Annotated in this window: 17 protein-coding genes; all 17 read right to left on the reverse strand. The window is 57.8% G+C overall.

From position 1 onward, the window contains the following. Positions 1-156 precede the first annotated feature (156 nt). Positions 157-1,749: an ABC-F family ATPase gene (locus HC757_RS04980; RefSeq protein ID WP_169563192.1), complete on the reverse strand. Its 1,593-nt coding sequence runs from the start codon at positions 1,747-1,749 to the stop codon at positions 157-159. Positions 1,750-1,996: 247 nt separating this feature from the next. Then, the gene (locus HC757_RS04985; protein WP_169563193.1) at positions 1,997-4,057 is read right to left on the reverse strand and encodes a S9 family peptidase; all 2,061 of its coding nucleotides are present in this window, start codon (positions 4,055-4,057) and stop codon (positions 1,997-1,999) included. Between the two features lie 43 nt (positions 4,058-4,100). Next, the gene (locus tag HC757_RS19020; RefSeq protein ID WP_169563194.1) at positions 4,101-4,325 is read right to left on the reverse strand and encodes a hypothetical protein; all 225 of its coding nucleotides are present in this window, start codon (positions 4,323-4,325) and stop codon (positions 4,101-4,103) included. Positions 4,326-4,561: 236 nt separating this feature from the next. Then, on the reverse strand, positions 4,562-5,320 hold the full coding sequence (locus tag HC757_RS04995; protein ID WP_169563195.1) for an SDR family oxidoreductase: 759 nt from the start codon (positions 5,318-5,320) through the stop codon (positions 4,562-4,564). A 21-nt stretch (positions 5,321-5,341) separates the two neighbouring features. Continuing rightward, entirely contained in the window at positions 5,342-6,241 is a 900-nt protein-coding gene (gene mmsB, locus HC757_RS05000) for a 3-hydroxyisobutyrate dehydrogenase (RefSeq protein ID WP_169563196.1), read from the reverse strand. 50 nt (positions 6,242-6,291) lie between these two features. Continuing rightward, positions 6,292-7,413 carry an enoyl-CoA hydratase/isomerase family protein gene (locus HC757_RS05005; protein ID WP_244623131.1) on the reverse strand — a complete coding sequence of 374 codons (1,122 nt, stop codon included), beginning with the start codon at positions 7,411-7,413 and terminating at the stop codon, positions 6,292-6,294. Then, entirely contained in the window at positions 7,398-8,171 is a 774-nt protein-coding gene (locus tag HC757_RS05010; RefSeq protein WP_169563197.1) for an enoyl-CoA hydratase, read from the reverse strand. The genes HC757_RS05005 and HC757_RS05010 overlap by 16 nt, the downstream gene beginning before the upstream one ends. Before the next feature lie 57 nt (positions 8,172-8,228). Then, a complete protein-coding gene (locus HC757_RS05015) occupies positions 8,229-9,386 on the reverse strand; it encodes an acyl-CoA dehydrogenase family protein (protein WP_169563198.1) in 1,158 nt (385 codons plus the stop codon). Positions 9,387-9,564: 178 nt separating this feature from the next. Then, a complete protein-coding gene (locus HC757_RS05020; RefSeq protein WP_169563199.1) occupies positions 9,565-11,058 on the reverse strand; it encodes a CoA-acylating methylmalonate-semialdehyde dehydrogenase in 1,494 nt (497 codons plus the stop codon). 100 nt (positions 11,059-11,158) lie between these two features. Then, positions 11,159-12,349, reverse strand: coding sequence for a thiolase family protein (locus HC757_RS05025; protein WP_169563200.1), 1,191 nt, complete (start codon positions 12,347-12,349; stop codon positions 11,159-11,161). Between the two features lie 409 nt (positions 12,350-12,758). Further along, entirely contained in the window at positions 12,759-13,706 is a 948-nt protein-coding gene (gene metA, locus HC757_RS05030; protein WP_169563201.1) for a homoserine O-acetyltransferase MetA, read from the reverse strand. Between the two features lie 95 nt (positions 13,707-13,801). Further along, positions 13,802-14,050, reverse strand: coding sequence for a YbaY family lipoprotein (locus HC757_RS05035; protein ID WP_169563202.1), 249 nt, complete (start codon positions 14,048-14,050; stop codon positions 13,802-13,804). Continuing rightward, entirely contained in the window at positions 14,047-14,250 is a 204-nt protein-coding gene (locus tag HC757_RS05040) for a hypothetical protein (protein ID WP_169563203.1), read from the reverse strand. Before HC757_RS05040 ends, HC757_RS05035 begins: the two co-directional genes overlap by 4 nt. A 142-nt stretch (positions 14,251-14,392) precedes the next feature. Next, positions 14,393-15,043 (reverse strand): outer membrane protein OmpW, encoded by a 651-nt coding sequence (gene ompW, locus HC757_RS05045; RefSeq protein ID WP_211164269.1) that lies wholly within the window; start codon positions 15,041-15,043, stop codon positions 14,393-14,395. Between the two features lie 162 nt (positions 15,044-15,205). After that, positions 15,206-15,832 (reverse strand): nucleotidyltransferase family protein, encoded by a 627-nt coding sequence (locus tag HC757_RS05050; protein WP_169563205.1) that lies wholly within the window; start codon positions 15,830-15,832, stop codon positions 15,206-15,208. A 256-nt stretch (positions 15,833-16,088) separates the two neighbouring features. Continuing rightward, a complete protein-coding gene (gene maiA / locus HC757_RS05055) occupies positions 16,089-16,742 on the reverse strand; it encodes a maleylacetoacetate isomerase (RefSeq protein ID WP_169563341.1) in 654 nt (217 codons plus the stop codon). Between the two features lie 71 nt (positions 16,743-16,813). Further along, a complete protein-coding gene (locus HC757_RS05060; RefSeq protein WP_169563206.1) occupies positions 16,814-17,800 on the reverse strand; it encodes a fumarylacetoacetate hydrolase family protein in 987 nt (328 codons plus the stop codon). Positions 17,801-18,026 lie beyond the last annotated feature (226 nt).

An 18,026-nucleotide genomic window follows, 5' to 3' on the forward strand; every position in this document is an offset into this window, starting at 1 on the left:
ACAACTCCAGGCAGCCGCCACTTTTTTGTTACCGATTATTTTTGCCGAGCCTTTGGGGAACCCAGGCATCCTAGGCCGAGACTGAATTGGCTCGCCATGCACTCACGCAAAAAAAAAGCCCGGGCCTAGGCCCGGGCTTTCTCACTGTGCATTTGCTTAGGCTTCGATGCCCTTGCTGCGCAGGAATTCATCGTAGCTGCCCTTGAAATCGTTGACACCATCGGCGGTGATCTCCAGGATACGGGTCGCCAGCGAGGACACGAAGGCCCGGTCGTGGCTGACGAAAATCAGCGTGCCTTCGTACATTTCCAGCGCGTTGTTGAGCGACTCGATGGACTCCATATCCATGTGGTTGGTCGGCTCATCGAGCAGCAGTATGTTGGGCTTCTGCATTATGAGCTTACCGAAATACATGCGGCCCTTCTCGCCACCGGACAACACGGTCACAGACTTCTTGATGTCGTCCGAGCCAAACAGCATGCGTCCAAGTATGCCGCGCACCGACTGATCGTCGTCATTGGGTTTACGCCATTGACTCATCCACTCGAACAAGGTCATGTCGTTGGCAAAATCGGCCTCATGATCCTGGGCATAGTAGCCTATGGCCGCATTTTCGGACCATTGGATGGTACCCGTATCCTGAGGCAGGTCGTGTACCAGAGTCCGCAGCAACGTGGTCTTACCTATACCGTTCTCACCCAGGACGGCGATGCGCTCGCCCACTTCCACCATGAGATCCAGTTTGGAGAATAAAGCATGGTCGAAGCCTTTGGACAGGTCCTCTACCACCAGGGCGTTACGGAACAATTTCTTTTCCTGCTCGAAGCGAATGAAAGGATTCACCCGGCTGGAGGCCTTGACTTCTTCCAGCTTGATCTTGTCCAACTGCTTGGCGCGGGAAGTCGCCTGCTTGGCCTTGGAGGCGTTGGCCGAGAAGCGCGCCACGAAGCCCTGCAGCTCGGCGATCTGCACTTTCTTCTTGGCATTGTCCGACATGAGTCGTTCACGCGCCTGGGTCGCCGCCATCATGTACTCGTCATAGTTGCCCGGGTAGACCCGCAGTTCACCATAGTCCATATCGGCCATATGGGTGCAGACAGAGTTGAGGAAGTACCTATCATGGGAAATGATGATCATGGTAGAGCTACGCTGTGCCAGCATGTCCTGCAACCAACGTATGGTGTCTATGTCCAGGTTGTTGGTCGGCTCGTCGAGCAGCAACACATCGGGATCCGAGAACAGGGCCTGGGCCAATAACACCCTCAGCTTGAAGCCGGGCGCGATTTCGCTCATCAGGCCAAAATGTTGTTCGACCGGAATGCCCACCCCCATCAGCAGTTCGCCGGCACGGGACTCGGCGGTATAACCGTCCATCTCGGCGAATTCCATCTCCAGCTCGGCGACCTTGATGCCGTCTTCTTCGCTCATTTCCGCCAGGGAATAAATGCGGTCCCGCTCTTGTTTGACCTGCCACAACTCGGCATGACCCATGATCACCGTATCGACGACGTTGAATTCTTCGTAACCGAACTGATTCTGGCTCAGTTTACCCAGGCGTTCGTTGACGTCCAGTGACACATTACCCGAGCTTGGCTCCAGATCACCGGCCAGAATTTTCATGAAGGTGGACTTACCACAGCCGTTGGCGCCGATCAGACCGTATCTGTTGCCGCCGCCGAATTTGACTGAGATATTTTCAAACAGTGGCTTGGAGCCAAACTGCATGGTGATATTAGCTGTAGTGATCAAAATGAAATTCCAAATCGAGTTGTGTTGGTCTATGCCTGAAGACATACCAAACTGACATATACCAAACGGCCGCATGCCGAGGGGAAAAATTAAGCGAGGCACTATAGCATTTTGACCTGAATTATCAACCAAAATGCCGGCAAGCGACCCAGTTTAGCCGGCGGTATCGGCCCTCGCTGCCCATGTGCCATGCCGGGATCAGCCCGAGGCGCCCCGTCTCCGTGGCGGCCAGGGGCATACGCCTGGGCTAGGGCTCGACGGCCGCCAACTTATGTTTCAGGGCGCCGGCATTTTCCAACTGCAAGCCGGGCAATTCACCCGCTGGCCTGAAACCGAAGACCTGGCCGTAGAAGGACAACTCGGCTTCCAGGGCCGAGGTTCTGTCTTCGGTTCGCCAGAAACCTGTGCCATCGCCCTCGAAGCCGACAAAGGCCGTGGGTACGCCCTTGCGCTTCAGGGCATTGAAGATACTCATGGACTGGCTGGGGGGCACCACCTTGTCATCCAGTCCCTGGACCAACAGCAGGGGCTCGTTGAGCCCCTGCAAGTGGTGCAGGGGCGATCTGGCATGGTACAAGTCCTTGGCCTCGGGATAGGGGCCGACCAGCTTCTCCAGGTAATGGCTCTCAAACTTATGGGTCTCCTTGGCCAGCACAGTCATGTCGCTGATGCCGCCATAGCTGACCCCCGCCTTGAACACATCATAGAATGCCAGCGACGACAGGGCCGTCAGGCCACCGGCGCTGCTTCCCCTGATGGCTAACTTATCGCCATCGACCCAGCCACGGTCAACCAGGTAACGGGCGCCATAGACGGCATCTTCAACATCCGCCTTCCCCCAGAGACCGTAGAGACTCTGGCGGAACTTGCGGCCGAAGCCACTGCTGCCGCGATAGTTGACGTCCAACACCGCAAAGCCCCTGCTGGTCCAGAATTGAATGTCGCTGCGATAGGCCAGGCTGGCCTTGGCGGTCGGGCCGCCATGCAGCATGACCAGCAGTGGCGGACGCGAATCGTGTGGGCCGATAAAATGCGGATTCACCGGGGCGTAGAAATACCCATAGGCCGATTTGTTGCCTGCGGTGGCAAAGGTGATAGCCCTGGCCTTCGAGACATACTCAGGCTTGAGCCTGGGCAACTGAGGCGCATACATGAGTTCGACCCCGCGGCCTGTGACCTTGTAAATGCCCCTTTCCGGGGTGGTCTTGGCCCCCACGAAGTAGACGGCATCCTCACCGCTGATCACTTGGGATATCTCGGCAAAATCGGCGGCCAATTGCTCGACCACTCCGGTATCCAGATGGATCCTGGCCAGGAATGCTTCCCCCTGGCGGGTGAAGCTGGCGATCAACACCCCCGGGCTCTCGAAGGCATAATTATGATGCCCCAGGCGCCAGTCGGGCACGGCAAACTCGGCCTTTCTGGGCAGAATATTCTCCGCCGTGCCGTCGGCGGCTATACGGTAGATGTTCCACCAGTTGTTAAAATCGGCCACCACATAGAGGGTCCCATCCGGGCTGAACAGCGGCTGGGTCAGCGCCCCCCGCTTGCCCTTGAACACCTGATGGACATTTTGCAATTGTCCCTTGCGATCCAGCTGGCCCAGCCAGAGCACTGTATTGTCCCAGGGCATGTCGGGATGCTCCCAGGTCAGCCATGCCAACTGGCTGTTGTCCTGTGACAGGGTCGGTGCGGCAATAAAATCGTGACCGCTGACCAGGGTATCGCCTTCACCTGGGAAATTCAGGTTAATGGTCACCAGGCTGGCCTTGGCCTCGCCTGCGCCGCGATGATCTTCGCGCACGCAGATGATCCTTGACCCCTTGGGGTAGGAGATACAGTCGGCATGGCGAGTGCCGTTGGGCGTCAGCGCCAACTCGGGCTGGTTGGGGGCGAAGCGATAGAAGAGCTGATCCTCTTTCTTGCTGACGAACAGACTCTGGCCTATGCCGAGAAATGCCGCCCCGCCATATTCATGCACCTTGGTGCCGACATTGAACGCGGCCGGAATGCTTTGACTCACACGGCCATCGGGTTCGAGGCGCTTGATGCCCACCCGGCCGCCACTGGTCCCCTCGGACTCGGCAAAACAGATGGCACCGCCGACGCTCTGCAATTCGGCTATGTTATCGCTCTGCTCGTAGACGTCGGCCGCCCCCAGAGGCGAAGCCCAGCTGCCGTAAGGCGCAACGATTCTGGCATCTTGGTTGCCGTTCGGCGCACGCCCGGACTCGCCCTCTGGGCTACAGGCGTTCAACAGCAAGAAAAATGTCAGGCTAAGCGTTATGCCGCCGAAGGGGTGTGTCATTCTGTACTCCGCTGTGGGCTAACAACAAGGCGCTTGAGCCCGACTAATGCTTAAAGCGTCTGACAAACCAGGTGATGACCCTGAATTGCCTGGCATGGTCCAAGCCAAAGAAAATGCATATCCAGGGCGATAACAGCAGATACCAAGGCAACACGGCTACCGAACGCCCACTCAAGAGCAAGTAAATAAAACCACTGTATATGATGACCACTCCCAGTATTCCTACCGACAGCATCATGCGTTTAGTCCATTTTTCCAGCCAAGACATAAGTCTACCCCAGGCGTCAGTACTCTCAGTGCTCAATTCGCGGTGCTCAACTCTCGGCTCCCATGCTCCAGCTTCAACCCGGCGGGCTTTTTAACCTATCTTAAACCCGAATTGTTCAGCGCATCGAGATGAAAGTCAACCGCCCTGGCCCTAGCTCACTGATTGAGCTGCAGTTCGGGCAAAAAATTGGCCGGGCAAAGCCCGGCCAATTACCACACGCTAGCCCGCAATTGTCGTCAGAGGCGAATGCCGCCGTCGACTTCGAACACCCGACCGTTGACATAGTCGTTCTCTATGATGAAACGCACGGTAGAGGCAATCTCTTCTGCCTGGCCCAAACGGCCGACCGGCACCATTTTCTCCAGGCGTTCCAGCGCTTCGGGCTTCATCGCCGCCGTCATTTCCGTGGCTATGACCCCGGGTGCCACTGCGGCGCTGCGGATATCGTAACGCGCCAGTTCCTTGGCCCAGCCTACGGCCATCGCCGCTACACCCGCCTTGGAGGCGGCGTAGTTTGACTGGCCCATGTTACCCGAACGCGCCAGGCTGGAGATGTTGACTATCACACCGCTCTGGCCGGTTTCTATCATGGCCGCCGCCGCTTCACGACCACAGAGGAAGGTGCCGGTGAGATTGACATTGATCACCGACTGGAATTGCTCGTAGGACATGCGCTCTGTGACCTTGCCCTCTTTGGCCTTGACCATCAAACCGTCACGCAAGATCCCGGCGTTATTGACCAGCACATTGATCTGGCCGAAGTCTTCGCGGATATAAGCAAAGCCTGCCACCACATCTTCTTCATCTGTGATGTCCAGGGCATAACCCTGAACTTCTGTGGTATCACCCAGTTCGGCGCAGGCACGCTCCAGCTTTTCCTGATCCATATCGATAAGCGCCAGCTTAGCCCCTGCGGCGGCAAAATTGTGTGCCATCGCCAGGCCAAGACCACCGGCACCACCTGTGATAACGACCACCTTACCTTTCAACTCCATCGGGTTATCCTTTTTAATGTGTTATTTTTTAGTTTTTGCAAACTGTTCGAAGATGCTGGAGAAGTCACGGGCCCCATTACCCTGACGGGCATGATTGACGTACAAGCTGCGCGCCAATGCGCCCATGGGGGTGCTGGAATTGGACAAGAGCGCCGCTTCTTGAGACAGTCCGAGATCTTTGACCATCAAATCTACCATAAAACCGCCCTCATAGCCCTTGGATGAAGGCACATTCTCCATCACCCCTGGACAGGGGTTGTATTTTTCCAGGGTCCAGTTGCCACCGCTGCTGACCTTCATTATGTCCGACAGCACCTTGGGATCCAGGCCATGATCCAGCCCCATCTGCAGCGCTTCCGACGTGCCTATCATGAGCACGGACAAGAGCATGTTGTTGCAGATCTTGGCTATCTGACCGGCCCCGGCGGCGCCGGCATGGAAGATGTTGGCCCCCATGGCGGCCAGCACAGGCTCGGCCCGGACGAAGCCGGCATCCGTACCACCACAGATGAAGGTCAGGGTGCCGGCGGCGGCGCCTGCCGTGCCGCCGGACACCGGCGCATCGACAAATTCCAGCCCCTTGGCGGCGGCCTGTGCGGCTACCAGCTGAGCGCTGTTGGCATCTATGGTGGAGCAATCTATGAGCAAGGTATCCTTGGCGACGACCTCGAGCAGGCCAGGCTGCTCAGCGCCGAGGTAGAGACCGCGCACATGTTTGCCTGCGGGCAGCATGGTGATCACCACCTCGACATTTTCTGCCGCCTGCTGGGCACTGGTGGCCAACTCGGCGCCCTGGGCCGCCAGCGACTGCATCGCGGCGGGAACCAGATCGAATACTGTAACTTGATGGCCGGCCTTCAGCAGGTTAGCCGCCATCGGCCCGCCCATATGCCCCAGGCCTATGAATGCTATTCTTGACATGTCACGCTCCTAATCCCTGTTCGGCCACCCCTGTGGCCTTAGCTTGTAAATTAACCCAATGCCTTGAGTGGATGCTGGTTGTCGTCCCAGGGGGACTGCTGCAGTTCGGCTATCAGCTCGGCCGGCACCGCCGCCACACTGGCGTAATGCCACTTAGGCGTCCTGTCCTTGTCGATCAGCAGCGCCCTGACGCCCTCTCTGAAATCCCCCTTGGCGCAGGTGTTGACACTCACCCCCAGCTCCCAACGAAACACCTGTGCCAGGCTCAGCTCAGTGCCCAAACGCGCCTGCGCCGCCATCAGATGCAGACTGATGGGACTGCCGGCCAGCAGCCCGGCCCTGGCCTTGCTCAACCAGGAGACATCCGTCTCCAGCTCTGTCATCCGCTGCACTATGGCGACTATGTCACCACTCATCAGTTCGTCTATCTGGGCCTGGTGGCGCTGCAGGCGACTGTCGCCCACGGGCTGACTCAGGGCCTCGAGCAACGCACTCAGCTTAGTGTGATTGAGCTGTTGATTGTCATCCCAACCGACGCCGGACATGGCATCGAGCAGTGCCTGTTTGGCATCGCTGCCCAGATGGTGATTGCCCAGTCCCACATACAGGGCGTCGGCGGCATCCAGGTTATAAGCCGTCAGCCCCAGGAACAACCCGGTCTTACCCGGCATGCGGTTGAGAAAATAGCTGCCGCCCACATCCGGGTACAGGCCTATGGTGACCTCAGGCATGGCGATGCGCGACGTGTCGGTCACCACTCTATGGCTGGCGCCGGCCATCAGTCCCAGGCCACCGCCCATGACGATGCCGGCGCCCCATACCAATACCGGCTTGCCATAGGTGTGCAGCAGATAATCCAGCCGATATTCAGAGGTGAAGAACTCACAGGCCTGGGGCGTGACAACGCCTGGGGTGTCTTTGGCGGCCTGATATAAGGCGCGCACATCGCCACCGGCGCAGAACGCCTTGGTGCCACTGCCATCGAGCATGATGCAGGCTATGCTGTCATCCTGCTGCCAGGCCAGCAGCTGCTCGGTCATGGCATGCACCATCTCCAGATTCAGTGCGTTGAGCGCCTTCTCCAGATTGAGCGTCACCAGGCCTATGCGTTTGCCCGACATGGTCGCCAAGCTAGTAAACAAGACATCCTGGGTCATCAGCGGTTCTTCCATTGTGGTGGACGTTTTTCCAGGAAGGCTTGTACGCCTTCGGCCTGATCTTCGGTATGGAACAGCCCGACGAAACGTACCCGCTCCAGTGGCAAGGCTTGATTGCGTGGCATGTTGCGCCCCGCCTGGATCAGTTGTTTACAGACCTTGACGCTGCTCGGGCTCTGCTTGGCGACCTTGGCTGCCAGGGCTATGGCGGCATTGAGCGACTCGCCCTGAGGCACCACTTCTTCCACCAGCCCAAGCTGCAGCGCCTTGGCGGCATCCAAACGCTCACCACAGAGTATCATGCGTTTCGCCCAGCCCTCGCCAACCAGAGCGGTCAGATTCTGGGTGCCACCGGCGCAGGGCAACAGGCCGACGCTGGCTTCGGGCAGCGCCATCACAGCATGGCTCTCGGCAATACGCAGATCGCAGGCCATGGCCACTTCCAGACCGCCGCCCATGGCATAACCATTGATGGCGGCAATAGATACGCCGCGAAAACCACTCAGGGCCTCGAATGCCTGACCGAAATGCTCGGCCATGAGTTCGGCATGGTGCTTGTCGCCGTCGGCGAACTCGTTGAGATCGGCGCCGGCGGAGAAAAACTTCTCACCTTCCCCCGTGAGCACCAGGGCGTAAATTTCCTTGTTGCTGTTGAGCTTAACCACTTTAGTCAGTAGTTCGCGCAGACTGTCTGCGGTCCAGGTATTGGCCGGCGGGTTGTTTACGGTCAATATCGCGGTATGACCTTCGATGCGTTCGTTGATGAATGACATATACGGCTCCTTGCTTATCCGGTTAAAAAATCATAGAAACTCACGTTAATAGATTCTTTAGAGTATCTGGCCCGCATTGTCATCCAACAGACGACGGGCGATGATGAGGCGCATGATTTCATTGGTGCCCTCGAGGATCTGATGCACACGCACATCACGGAAGTGGCGCTCCAGCGGGTATTCGCGGATGTAGCCATAACCACCATGGATCTGCAGTGCTGCGTCACAGACCTGGAAACCTACGTCGGTGGCGAAGCGCTTCGCCATGGCGCAATAGGCCGTCGCCTCGGGATCGCCACTGTCCAGCTTGAAGGCCGCCAGACGCACCAGCTGACGCGCCGCCACCAATTCAGTCGCCATATCTGCTAACTTAAATTGTAGCGCCTGAAACGCCGCCAGGGGCTTGCCAAACTGTTGCCGTTCATTCATATATTGCGTCGCCCGCTCCAGCGCCGCCTGCGCTGTGCCGACCGAGCAAGTCGCGATATTGATCCGGCCCCCGTCGAGGCCCTTCATGGCGAAGGTGAAGCCCTGGCCTTCTTCGCCCAGCAGGTAGGCTGCCGGCACCCGCACCTGATCGAAGCTGATCTGCCGGGTCGGCTGGGCATTCCAACCCATCTTGTCTTCGGCCTTGCCGTAGGTGATGCCGGCACTGTCCGCCGGCACTGCGATAGCAGAAATCCCCTTGGCACCGGCACCGCCGGTACGGCACATGACCACCAGCATTTCGGTGGCCCCCGCGCCCGAGATGAAGACTTTAGAGCCGGAGATCAGATAATCATCGCCATCCCGTACCGCCTTGGTCTGCAGTGCCGCGGCATCACTACCCGCCCCCGGCTCGGTCAGGCAATAGGAGGCCAGCTTCTGGCCCGTGGTCAGGGCTTCGGACCATTCGCGGCGCAGGACCTCGGAACCGAAACTGGTGATCATCCAGGTGGCCATGTTATGTATGGTCAGCATGGCCGTGGTGGCTGTGCAGCCCTTGGCCAGCTCTTCGAAGATGATGGAGGAATCCAGGCGGGACAAGTTCATGCCGCCTTCGGATTCGGGGGAATAGAGGGAGCAGAATCCCAGCTCACCTGCCTTGTGGATCACCTCTTTGGGAAAATAATGTTCCTCGTCCCACTTGGCGGCGAAGGGGGCCAATTCATCGGCGGCAAACTGACGGGCCAGTTCGGCGAACTGACGCTGATCTTCATTAAAATTAAAATCCATCTGTGACTCCTTATGCTTGCTGTGACTCTCGGGTCACTCTAGTACGGCGACTATCACCCGCGCAGCATGACGCTTGGTCTTACCGCCGATTTGTCTGTGGCTTATTCTCTATCCATCCAGGGCCAAAATAGCAGGAGCCTGAGGTAATTCAGGCTCCCAGATAGAGAATAGGCGATTCTTACTTGAGGTGAATACTCATGTTGGGACCCGTGCCTATATCCGACTCGAACCAACGGGCCGTGATGGTCTTGGTCTCGGTGTAGAAACGCACCGCCTGTTTGCCATAGGCGTGTTGATCGCCGTAGAAGCTGCCCTTCCAACCGGTGAAGGAGAAGAAAGGCAGTGGCACAGGGATGGGCACGTTGATGCCGACCTGACCCACTTCGATCTCGTGCTGGTATTTGCGTGCCGCGGCGCCGCTGGCGGTGAAGATAGAGGTACCGTTGCCGTAGGGGCTGTTGTTGACCAGCTCTATGGCCTCTTCCAGCGTCTCGGCTTCCATGCAGCAGAGCACTGGGCCGAAGATCTCTTCCTTGTAGATGCTCATCTCCGTGGTGACCTTGTCGAACAGGGTTGGACCTATCCAGTTGCCCGACTCATGGCCCTCGAGACTGAAGTCGCTGCCATCGAGCAGACAGTCGGCGCCTTCATCTTTGCCTTGCTGTATCAGTTTCAGCACTCTCTGTTTGGCCGCCGGGCTGATCACAGGACCGTAACCCGCTTGTGGATCGTTCCACAGGCCGGGACGCACCTTGGCCAGGGCTTCCTTGAGCTCGGGCAGCCATTCTTTGGCGGCACCGACAAAGACTGCGACCGAAAGCGCCATGCAGCGCTGACCGGCGGCGCCGACCGAGGCCCCCACCAGGTTATTGATCACTTGCTGCTTGTTGGCATCCGGCATGATGACACAATGGTTCTTGGCACCGGCGAAGGCCTGTACCCGCTTGAGGTTGTCTGTGCCCGTCTTGTAGATGTACTGACCAACGCCGACCGAACCGACGAAGGAAATGGCCTTGATGGCGGGATCCCGCAGCAGGATATCCACAGCCGTCTTGTCGCCATGCACCAGTTGCAATACGCCCTTGGGGGCACCCGCCTGTTCGAACAGTTCCACCAGACGCTGGGGCGTCATGGGATCTTGCTCGGATGGCTTGAGAATGAAGGTGTTACCACAGGCAATGGCCAGGGGGAACATCCACAGGGGGATCATCGCCGGAAAGTTGAAGGGCGTAATCCCGGCACAAACACCCAGAGGCTGAGTGTAGCTATAGGTATCTATGGAGCGGGCGACGTTCTCGACGGTTTCCCCCATCAGGAGCGAAGCCACGTTACAGGCATGCTCGACCACTTCTATGCCGCGCCAGACATCGCCCTTGGCATCTTCGAAGGTCTTGCCGGTTTCCTGGGACAAGATGGTCGCCAGTTCGTCGTGATGCTCTTTCAGCAAATGTTGGTAGCGCAACATGACCCGCGCGCGCTCGGACACAGGCACTTCTTTCCAGCTCTTGAAGGCCGCCTTGGCACTGGCGATGGCGCTATGCACTTCGTCTGCGGTGGCGCAGTTGATCAGGGCTATAGTTTCGTTGTTGGCCGGGTTGGTCACGGCGATTTGCTGACTGCCGTTACCGACGACGAACTCACCGTTTATGTAGTGCTTTACTTGTGTAGTCATCTTGCTTCCCTTTACTGAGAGTGATGAGCCGGCGGCGCCTTTATTATGCTCTGGTGGCTCGCCGGCCTGATACAGAGTCTTGTGTGAACTTAACGCGTCGTTAGACCTCTATGGCCATGGCGGTGGCTTCACCGCCGCCTATGCATAACGAGGCCACGCCGCGTTTCAGGCCTCGGGCCTTGAGGGCATGGATCAGGGTCACCAGCAGACGGGCACCCGAGCAGCCTATGGGATGACCCAGGGCACAGGCACCGCCGTTGACGTTGATCTTGGCCATGTCCAGACCCAATTCTGACTGGGCCAGCATGGTCACCATGGCGAAGGCTTCGTTGATCTCGAACAGATCCACATCATCCTTGCTCCAATCGAGCTTGCTCAGCAGCTTGCCTATGGCGCCCACTGGGGCCGTGGTAAACATCGACGGCTCCTGGGCATGGGTGCTGTGGCCCTTGATGGTGGCCAACACTTCCAGCCCCAGGCTGTCGGCCTTGGCGCGGGTCATCAGCAGCAAGGCGGCGGCACCATCGGAAATCGAGCTCGAGTTGGCGGCCGTGATGGTGCCGTCTTTAGCGAATGCCGGGCGCAAGCCGGGGATCTTCTCCGGACGGGCATTGCCGGGTTGCTCGTCGGTATCTATTGTGACTTCGCCGCGGCGATCGCTGACTGTGACAGGCACTATCTCTTCTCTGAAGGCACCGGATTGGATGGCGGCATTGGCTTTTTCCAGCGAGCTCAGGGCGAAGGCATCCATCTGTTCGCGGCTAATACCGAAATCATCGGCGGTCTTCTGGGCGAAAGTGCCCATGGCGCCGCCCGTGTAGGCATCTTCCAGGCCGTCGAGGAACATGTGGTCCATGACCTTGCCATGCCCCATGCGCATGCCGCCACGGGCCTTATCCAGCAGGTAAGGCGCCTGACTCATGTTTTCCATGCCGCCGGCGATCACTATCTCACTGCTGCCGGCCTTGATCACATCGTGGGCCAACATCACAGTCTTCATGCCCGAGCCACAGACCTTGTTGACTGTGCTGGCGCCGACCGACAAAGGCAAGCCGCCACCGAGTGCTGCCTGGCGCGCCGGGGCCTGGCCTAAACCCGCGGGCAGGACGCAGCCCATCAAGACTTCGTCGACCTGCTCACCCGCCAGACCCGTTTGCGCCAGCAGCCCTTTGATGGCGGTGGCGGCCAGTGCCGGTGAAGTGACTCCGGCCAATGCGCCCTGAAAGCCACCCATGGGGGTGCGCTTGGCGGCAACAATAACAATATCTTGACTCAACGCCTGTGTACTCATAACAACTCCACTCAGTGTTTGCCTCCAGGCCCAAATTCAGGGTGTCCTGGAATTCATAATAAAGCTAACTTACCTCACTCTGACGTTTACGCGAACGTAAAGCAAGTAGTCCTTGGTCTAATCGGCCAATTCGGCCAGGAATCTTTTGTCACTCAGAATTTACACCCTGATAGGGCCCACGGCGCCCATGGCTTAAGGCAGATGCGGGTACCGGCGCCATGCGTCTGGCTCGGAGAAAATTTAGCTGCTGCGACAAGCCATTGGCACGCAAGCGAGCCAGGGACAGCTGTCCGGCGTGGCGTACAGAGGCGGCATTATCCGGGATGAAACAGGGAAAGAAGTGTGTGGCCCTGGCCTGCAACATGGGTGGGTTGCAGGCTTGGGCAGAGGTAAGGGCCGACGCTATCGACTAGGAGTGCTTGCTTTCCCAGGGGGTGATGGCTGTCATGTCGCTCAAGTCGTAGGGGGTGAGCTGATACACATAGTAGTTGAGCCAGTTGCTGATCAGCAGGCTGCCATGGCTATGCCAACGTGCCACCGGCGGCTTGGCGGCATCGTCCCCGGGATAATAATTCTGCGGGATCTGCGGTGCCAGTCCGGCGGCCAGATCCCTGTGATATTCGTCGTTCAGGGTCGATTTATGGTACTCGGGGTGCCCCATGACGAACAGGTTGCGGTTGTTCTTGCTCAACACCAGATAGGCGCCGGCCTGGTCCGACTCGGCCAAGACCTGCAGATCCGGGTGTTGCCGCAACTGCGTCAGACTCATCTCGGCGAAGCGCGAGTGCGGCGCGAAGAACTCATCATCGAAGCCCCGCAGCAAGGGAAAATGCTCAGAGGTACGCTTATGGTTATAGACCCCGGAACGCTTCTTCTCGAGCACGGTGCGGTTCAGGCCATAGAGATGAAACAGGCCGGCATGAGCCGCCCAGCAGAGAAACAACACCGAGGTGACATGCCGCTGCGACCAGTCGATGATTTCGCGGATATGGTCCCAATAACTCACATCTTCAAATTCCACCTGCCCGAGGGGGGCGCCCGTGATGATGAGGCCATCATAATTGTTATGGCGCACCTCCTCGAAGTCACGGTAGAAATTATTCATATGATCTATCGAGGTGTGCCTGGATGCCTTATCGTGGATCCGCAGCAAGTCCACCCCCACCTGCAGTGGCGTATTCCCCAGCAGGCGCAGTAATTGGGTCTCCGTCTCTATCTTATTGGGCATAAGATTGAGGATCAGCACCCTCATGGGCCTGATGTCTTGATTTGCGGCCCGGGTTTCGGACATCACAAAAATATTTTCCGACTCTAGCACTTCTGCGGCTGGCAGGTTATCTGGAATTCTGACCGGCATATGACGCCTCTTTCTCTGGGTTGATCTAAGGACGGCTCCCCCGGGAGCTGTCTCTGCGATTCACTAGCTCGGCGTCTGGACCGCGGCCCGGCAGTCTAGGAACCGACCTTATCCAACATGACGGACAAGGGCACAAGCGCATTAGGATCCAGGCTATAGGCCTGGGTATTGATGAACAGCAGCTTGTCATTCAACATGATTTTGGCCCCGATGGCATAGGTATGCCCGGTGATAAAGGTCGTCCTGGGCAGGACAAACTCGAACCGGGTCGGCGTGACTGGCTCCGACATGGTCACGCTCGCCAGTATCTGTGCCGGTACATCCATCTTGGACACGTCTTTCACTTCCGGCTCAGCTCGGCCGCCGCAGGCAAGGCGATGCGTTCACGAAACCAGATCTGTCCGGAAATGGTCGCAGCTGCGTCACTGGCCTCCCAGGTTTCATGCCTATCTGCGGGCGTACAAGCCGGCAGTCCCCCCATACAGGCCAGCATCACCAAGACCGCCGACACTAAGCCATGTCTATGGCTGAAACTCATGTTCATTCCCCTATCATACCCAAAGACTTCCAGATGTCTACACGTCTTAACCATACTTTTCTTCATCCAGCAGGCATCAAACATGAGGCATCAAACATAAGGCAACAAAAAAGGAGCCCTATGGCTCCTTTTCACTGGGTGACTGAGGTTAGAAAGTATAACCAACACTCAGCATATACACCCAGGGATCCACGTCTGTGTCTATCTGCACGGCCTGATCACCCAGGTTGAATTTGACCTCAGTGTCTATCTTGGCATACCAAACCGAGGCATTGACCAGCCAATTCTTGTTGATCTTATAGTCCAGCCCAAGTTGCCCGGCCAGGCCCCAGGAGTTGCTCATGCTCAAGTCGCTCAAGCCCATGGCCTTGGCTTCATCGGTGAAATCATTGTCGAAGAAGTTGGTGTAATTCACCCCCAGACCTATGTAGGGGCGCAATGCCGATTGCGCCGTACCGAAGTAGTACTGAACGACCAGAGTCGGTGGCAACTGCTTGGTGTCGGCGATTTTACCCAGACCTGCCAGGGAGACATCATGGCTGAACGGCGTCGCCGCCAATAACTCCAGGCCAAGGTTATCCGTCAGCATGTAGGCGAAATTCAATCCCAACTGAGTGTCGTTACTCACGGAAAATTCGCCCAGACCGGCAACATCCTCACTCGACTCATTGGGCGCCACCATGGCGGCACCGGCACGGACGATGATATCGCCGGCCTGATGGGCGAAGGCGGAAGCAGAGATGCCGGAGCAGAGTAAGGCGCTGGCAATGAGGCAGGAAGTTAAGGTTTTATTCATCATGATCTCCAGTAGCATAAACTCAGAACTATGAGCTAGCTTATTGTTATGTATTAATTTGTCTGGAGGCAGAATGTCAGATCCCCTGAGGGGTTTTCTTGATCTAAATCAGTAGCCTGACTAAATGTGTGGGTAAAGCGAGCGACTTGGGATCTGGATCACAGGCTAAGCCGATGCGAGTCTGAGTTGCGGATAACGCGCCAGCCAGCCTTTGGCCTGCAGGCGCTGTTCGAACACCGCCCTGTCCCGCCGGCCATTGGCTGTCAGCTGCAGTGAAAACACGCCATGCCAGCCGAAGACGCTGACCAGTCTCACCTGCGCTGGGTCGAGTGCGGCGGTGCCCGTTTCATTGAGGGGAGTCGCCATGTCTTCCCTCAGCGCCACCCCGACGGCGGTTTCCTGCTCGGGCCAGAAGCCCATGGCATCTTCGGTCGAGCGATAAGGCCGGTCGGCATTTCTCAGGTGCATCCTGGCCTGGTTCTTCACCGACCAGGGATATTCGGGCGCCAGCAGTCGCAGGCGCGCCTCCAGCCTGGCATCACGCTCGCGGGAAGTGTCTTTCGCACAGAAGTAGATGAAGTCTATGTCGTTGAGGCTCGAAGCCGGATAGCCATGTAAGTTATCCCACACCAGGTCCCGCACAAAGCCCGCCGTCAGCAGCCAGTCAGCCAGCCCCTCCTCCGAGGCCAATTGCCTCGTGGCCATGAGTGCCAGCAGGCGCGCCTCGTCCCGGCCGAGCCAATGCAGCAACCTGGCTTCGGGTTCGAAAGCATGCCCCTCTTGCCTATGCATAAGCATATGTCTCCCTGCGTCTAACAAATTCATGTCCATCATAAGCATGCAGAATAGGCATACAGAAGTGGCTATGCCCGCCTGCCGCTGTGTTTGCCACTGTGCATGCGCCGTGGCCGCAACTCACTTTCGCGGCCGCGGGCACTGACCTAAGCTGTGGCGCCCAAGACGCCACAACTGCCCGCCCCCCCAAAAAAAAGAGCCGCGACTGCGGCTATCCAAGCTCAAAGACGCCTCCCATGAAGGGAGGAGCCACTCAGACTGCGTCGGGCTGCAGCTCTGGCGCCGCCTGGCTGAAGGCCGGCAGCTTATTACAATTTGCCCAGATCCGCATCATGTTGGGGTAGGCACTCAGGTCGACATTGAAACGCTGGGCGTTATACACCTGGGGCACCAGGCAGACATCGGCCAGGGTGATGCTGTCACCGAAGCAATACTCACCCGCATGTTGCTCGAGCAGCACTTCGAAGGCGCCGAAGCCTTCATGGATCCAATGCTGATACCAACTATTCTTGGCCGCCTCATCCAACCCCATGGGCCCCGTCAGGTATTGCAACACCCGCAAGTTGTTCAGTGGATGGATCTCACAGGCGATCGCCTGCGCCATGGCCCGCACTCTGGCGCGCTCGGCGCTCATTGCCGGCAACAGAGGGCAATCATTATAGGTTTCATCCAGATATTCTATGATGGCCAGGGACTGGGACAAGACCAAAGGCGTGTCTGTGCCCTCGCCCACCACCAGGGTGGGCACCAGTTGTTGGGGATTGAGGCTGGCGAAGTCGGCCTTGTGCTGCTCGCCGCCGTCACGTACCAGATGCACTGACACTTGCTCGGCCTCCAGTCCCTTGAGGTTGAGGGCGATACGCACCCTATAAGCGGCGCTCGAGCGCCAGTAACCATAGAGTTTCAGCATTTTCATCTCCTTATAAAAAACGGGGCAAATACCTGGTATCAGCCCCGTCGGATCAACGTAAGTTGGCGTTAGCCTTTGTATTCGACGACCTGTTGGTCGATCGAACCGAAGATGCTGTGATTATTATCGTCCAACATTTCGATGCGCACCCGGTCGCCGAAGCGCATGAACGGCGTGCTGGCCTTACCCTCGGCGATCACTTCCAGCATGCGCTTCTCCGCCAGACAGCTAGAGCCGGCGCTGCGATCATAATTGGAAATGGTTCCTGAGCCGACTATGGCACCCGCGCCCAAGGGGCGCGTCTTGGCGACATGGGACACCAACTGGCTGAAGTTGAAGGTCATGTCGACGCCGGCATTGGGGCGACCGAACAGGCTGCCGTTCAAATGGGTTATCAGCGGCAGGTGTACCTTGGAGTCCTGCCAGCGATCGCCCAGCTCGTCCGGCGTCACGGCCACAGGCGAGAAGCTGCTCGAAGGTTTGGACTGGAAGAAGCCGAAGCCCTTGGCCAGTTCACCCGGGATCAGGTTACGCAGCGACACGTCGTTGACCAACATCAACAGCTTGATGTGCTCTGCGGCGGCTTCTGGGGAAACGCCCATGGGGACATCATCGGTGATCACCGCAATTTCCGACTCGAAATCTATGCCCCAATCTTCACTGCCGAGGGCAATATCCGCCTTGGGGGCGATGAAGCTGTCTGAGCCGCCCTGGTAAAAGAGTGGATCTGTCCAGAAAGTTTCCGGCATCTCGGCACCGCGCGCCTTGCGGACCAGCTCGACGTGGTTGACATAGGCGCTGCCATCGGCCCACTGATAGGCGCGTGGCAAGGGCGACAGGCACTTGGCCTCATCGAAATCGACGGCATTATCCAACTTGCCTTCGTTCAGCGCCTCATACAGCTCTTGCAGCTGAGGCTTGAGCAGATCCCAGGCATCCAGCAACTGCTGCAGCGTGTGGGCTATGGCCGGCACTGCGACAGCCTTGGTCAAATCTTTGCTGACCAACATCAACTGGCCATCACGGCGGCCATTGTCATAACTTGCGAGTTTCATATCTGCTCCTGTGCTTATTCTGCTTGACGGACAGGCTTGTGATTCAAGCCTTATCCCGCCTCTATTCCCGGTACCCGGGCACGCATTCCTGGGCTTATTGGGCGTAGGAATACCCTATGTCCGGCAAGATTCCTATAGCGTGACCCGAATCACATTAACCCGGGCACGGCATGCTTTTGTAAACTTATAATTACGCCTCGGGTTTTCGGCGACTTATAGGGGGCTT

Source organism: Shewanella salipaludis (assembly GCF_012911865.1).
Lineage (GTDB): Bacteria > Pseudomonadota > Gammaproteobacteria > Enterobacterales > Shewanellaceae > Shewanella > Shewanella salipaludis.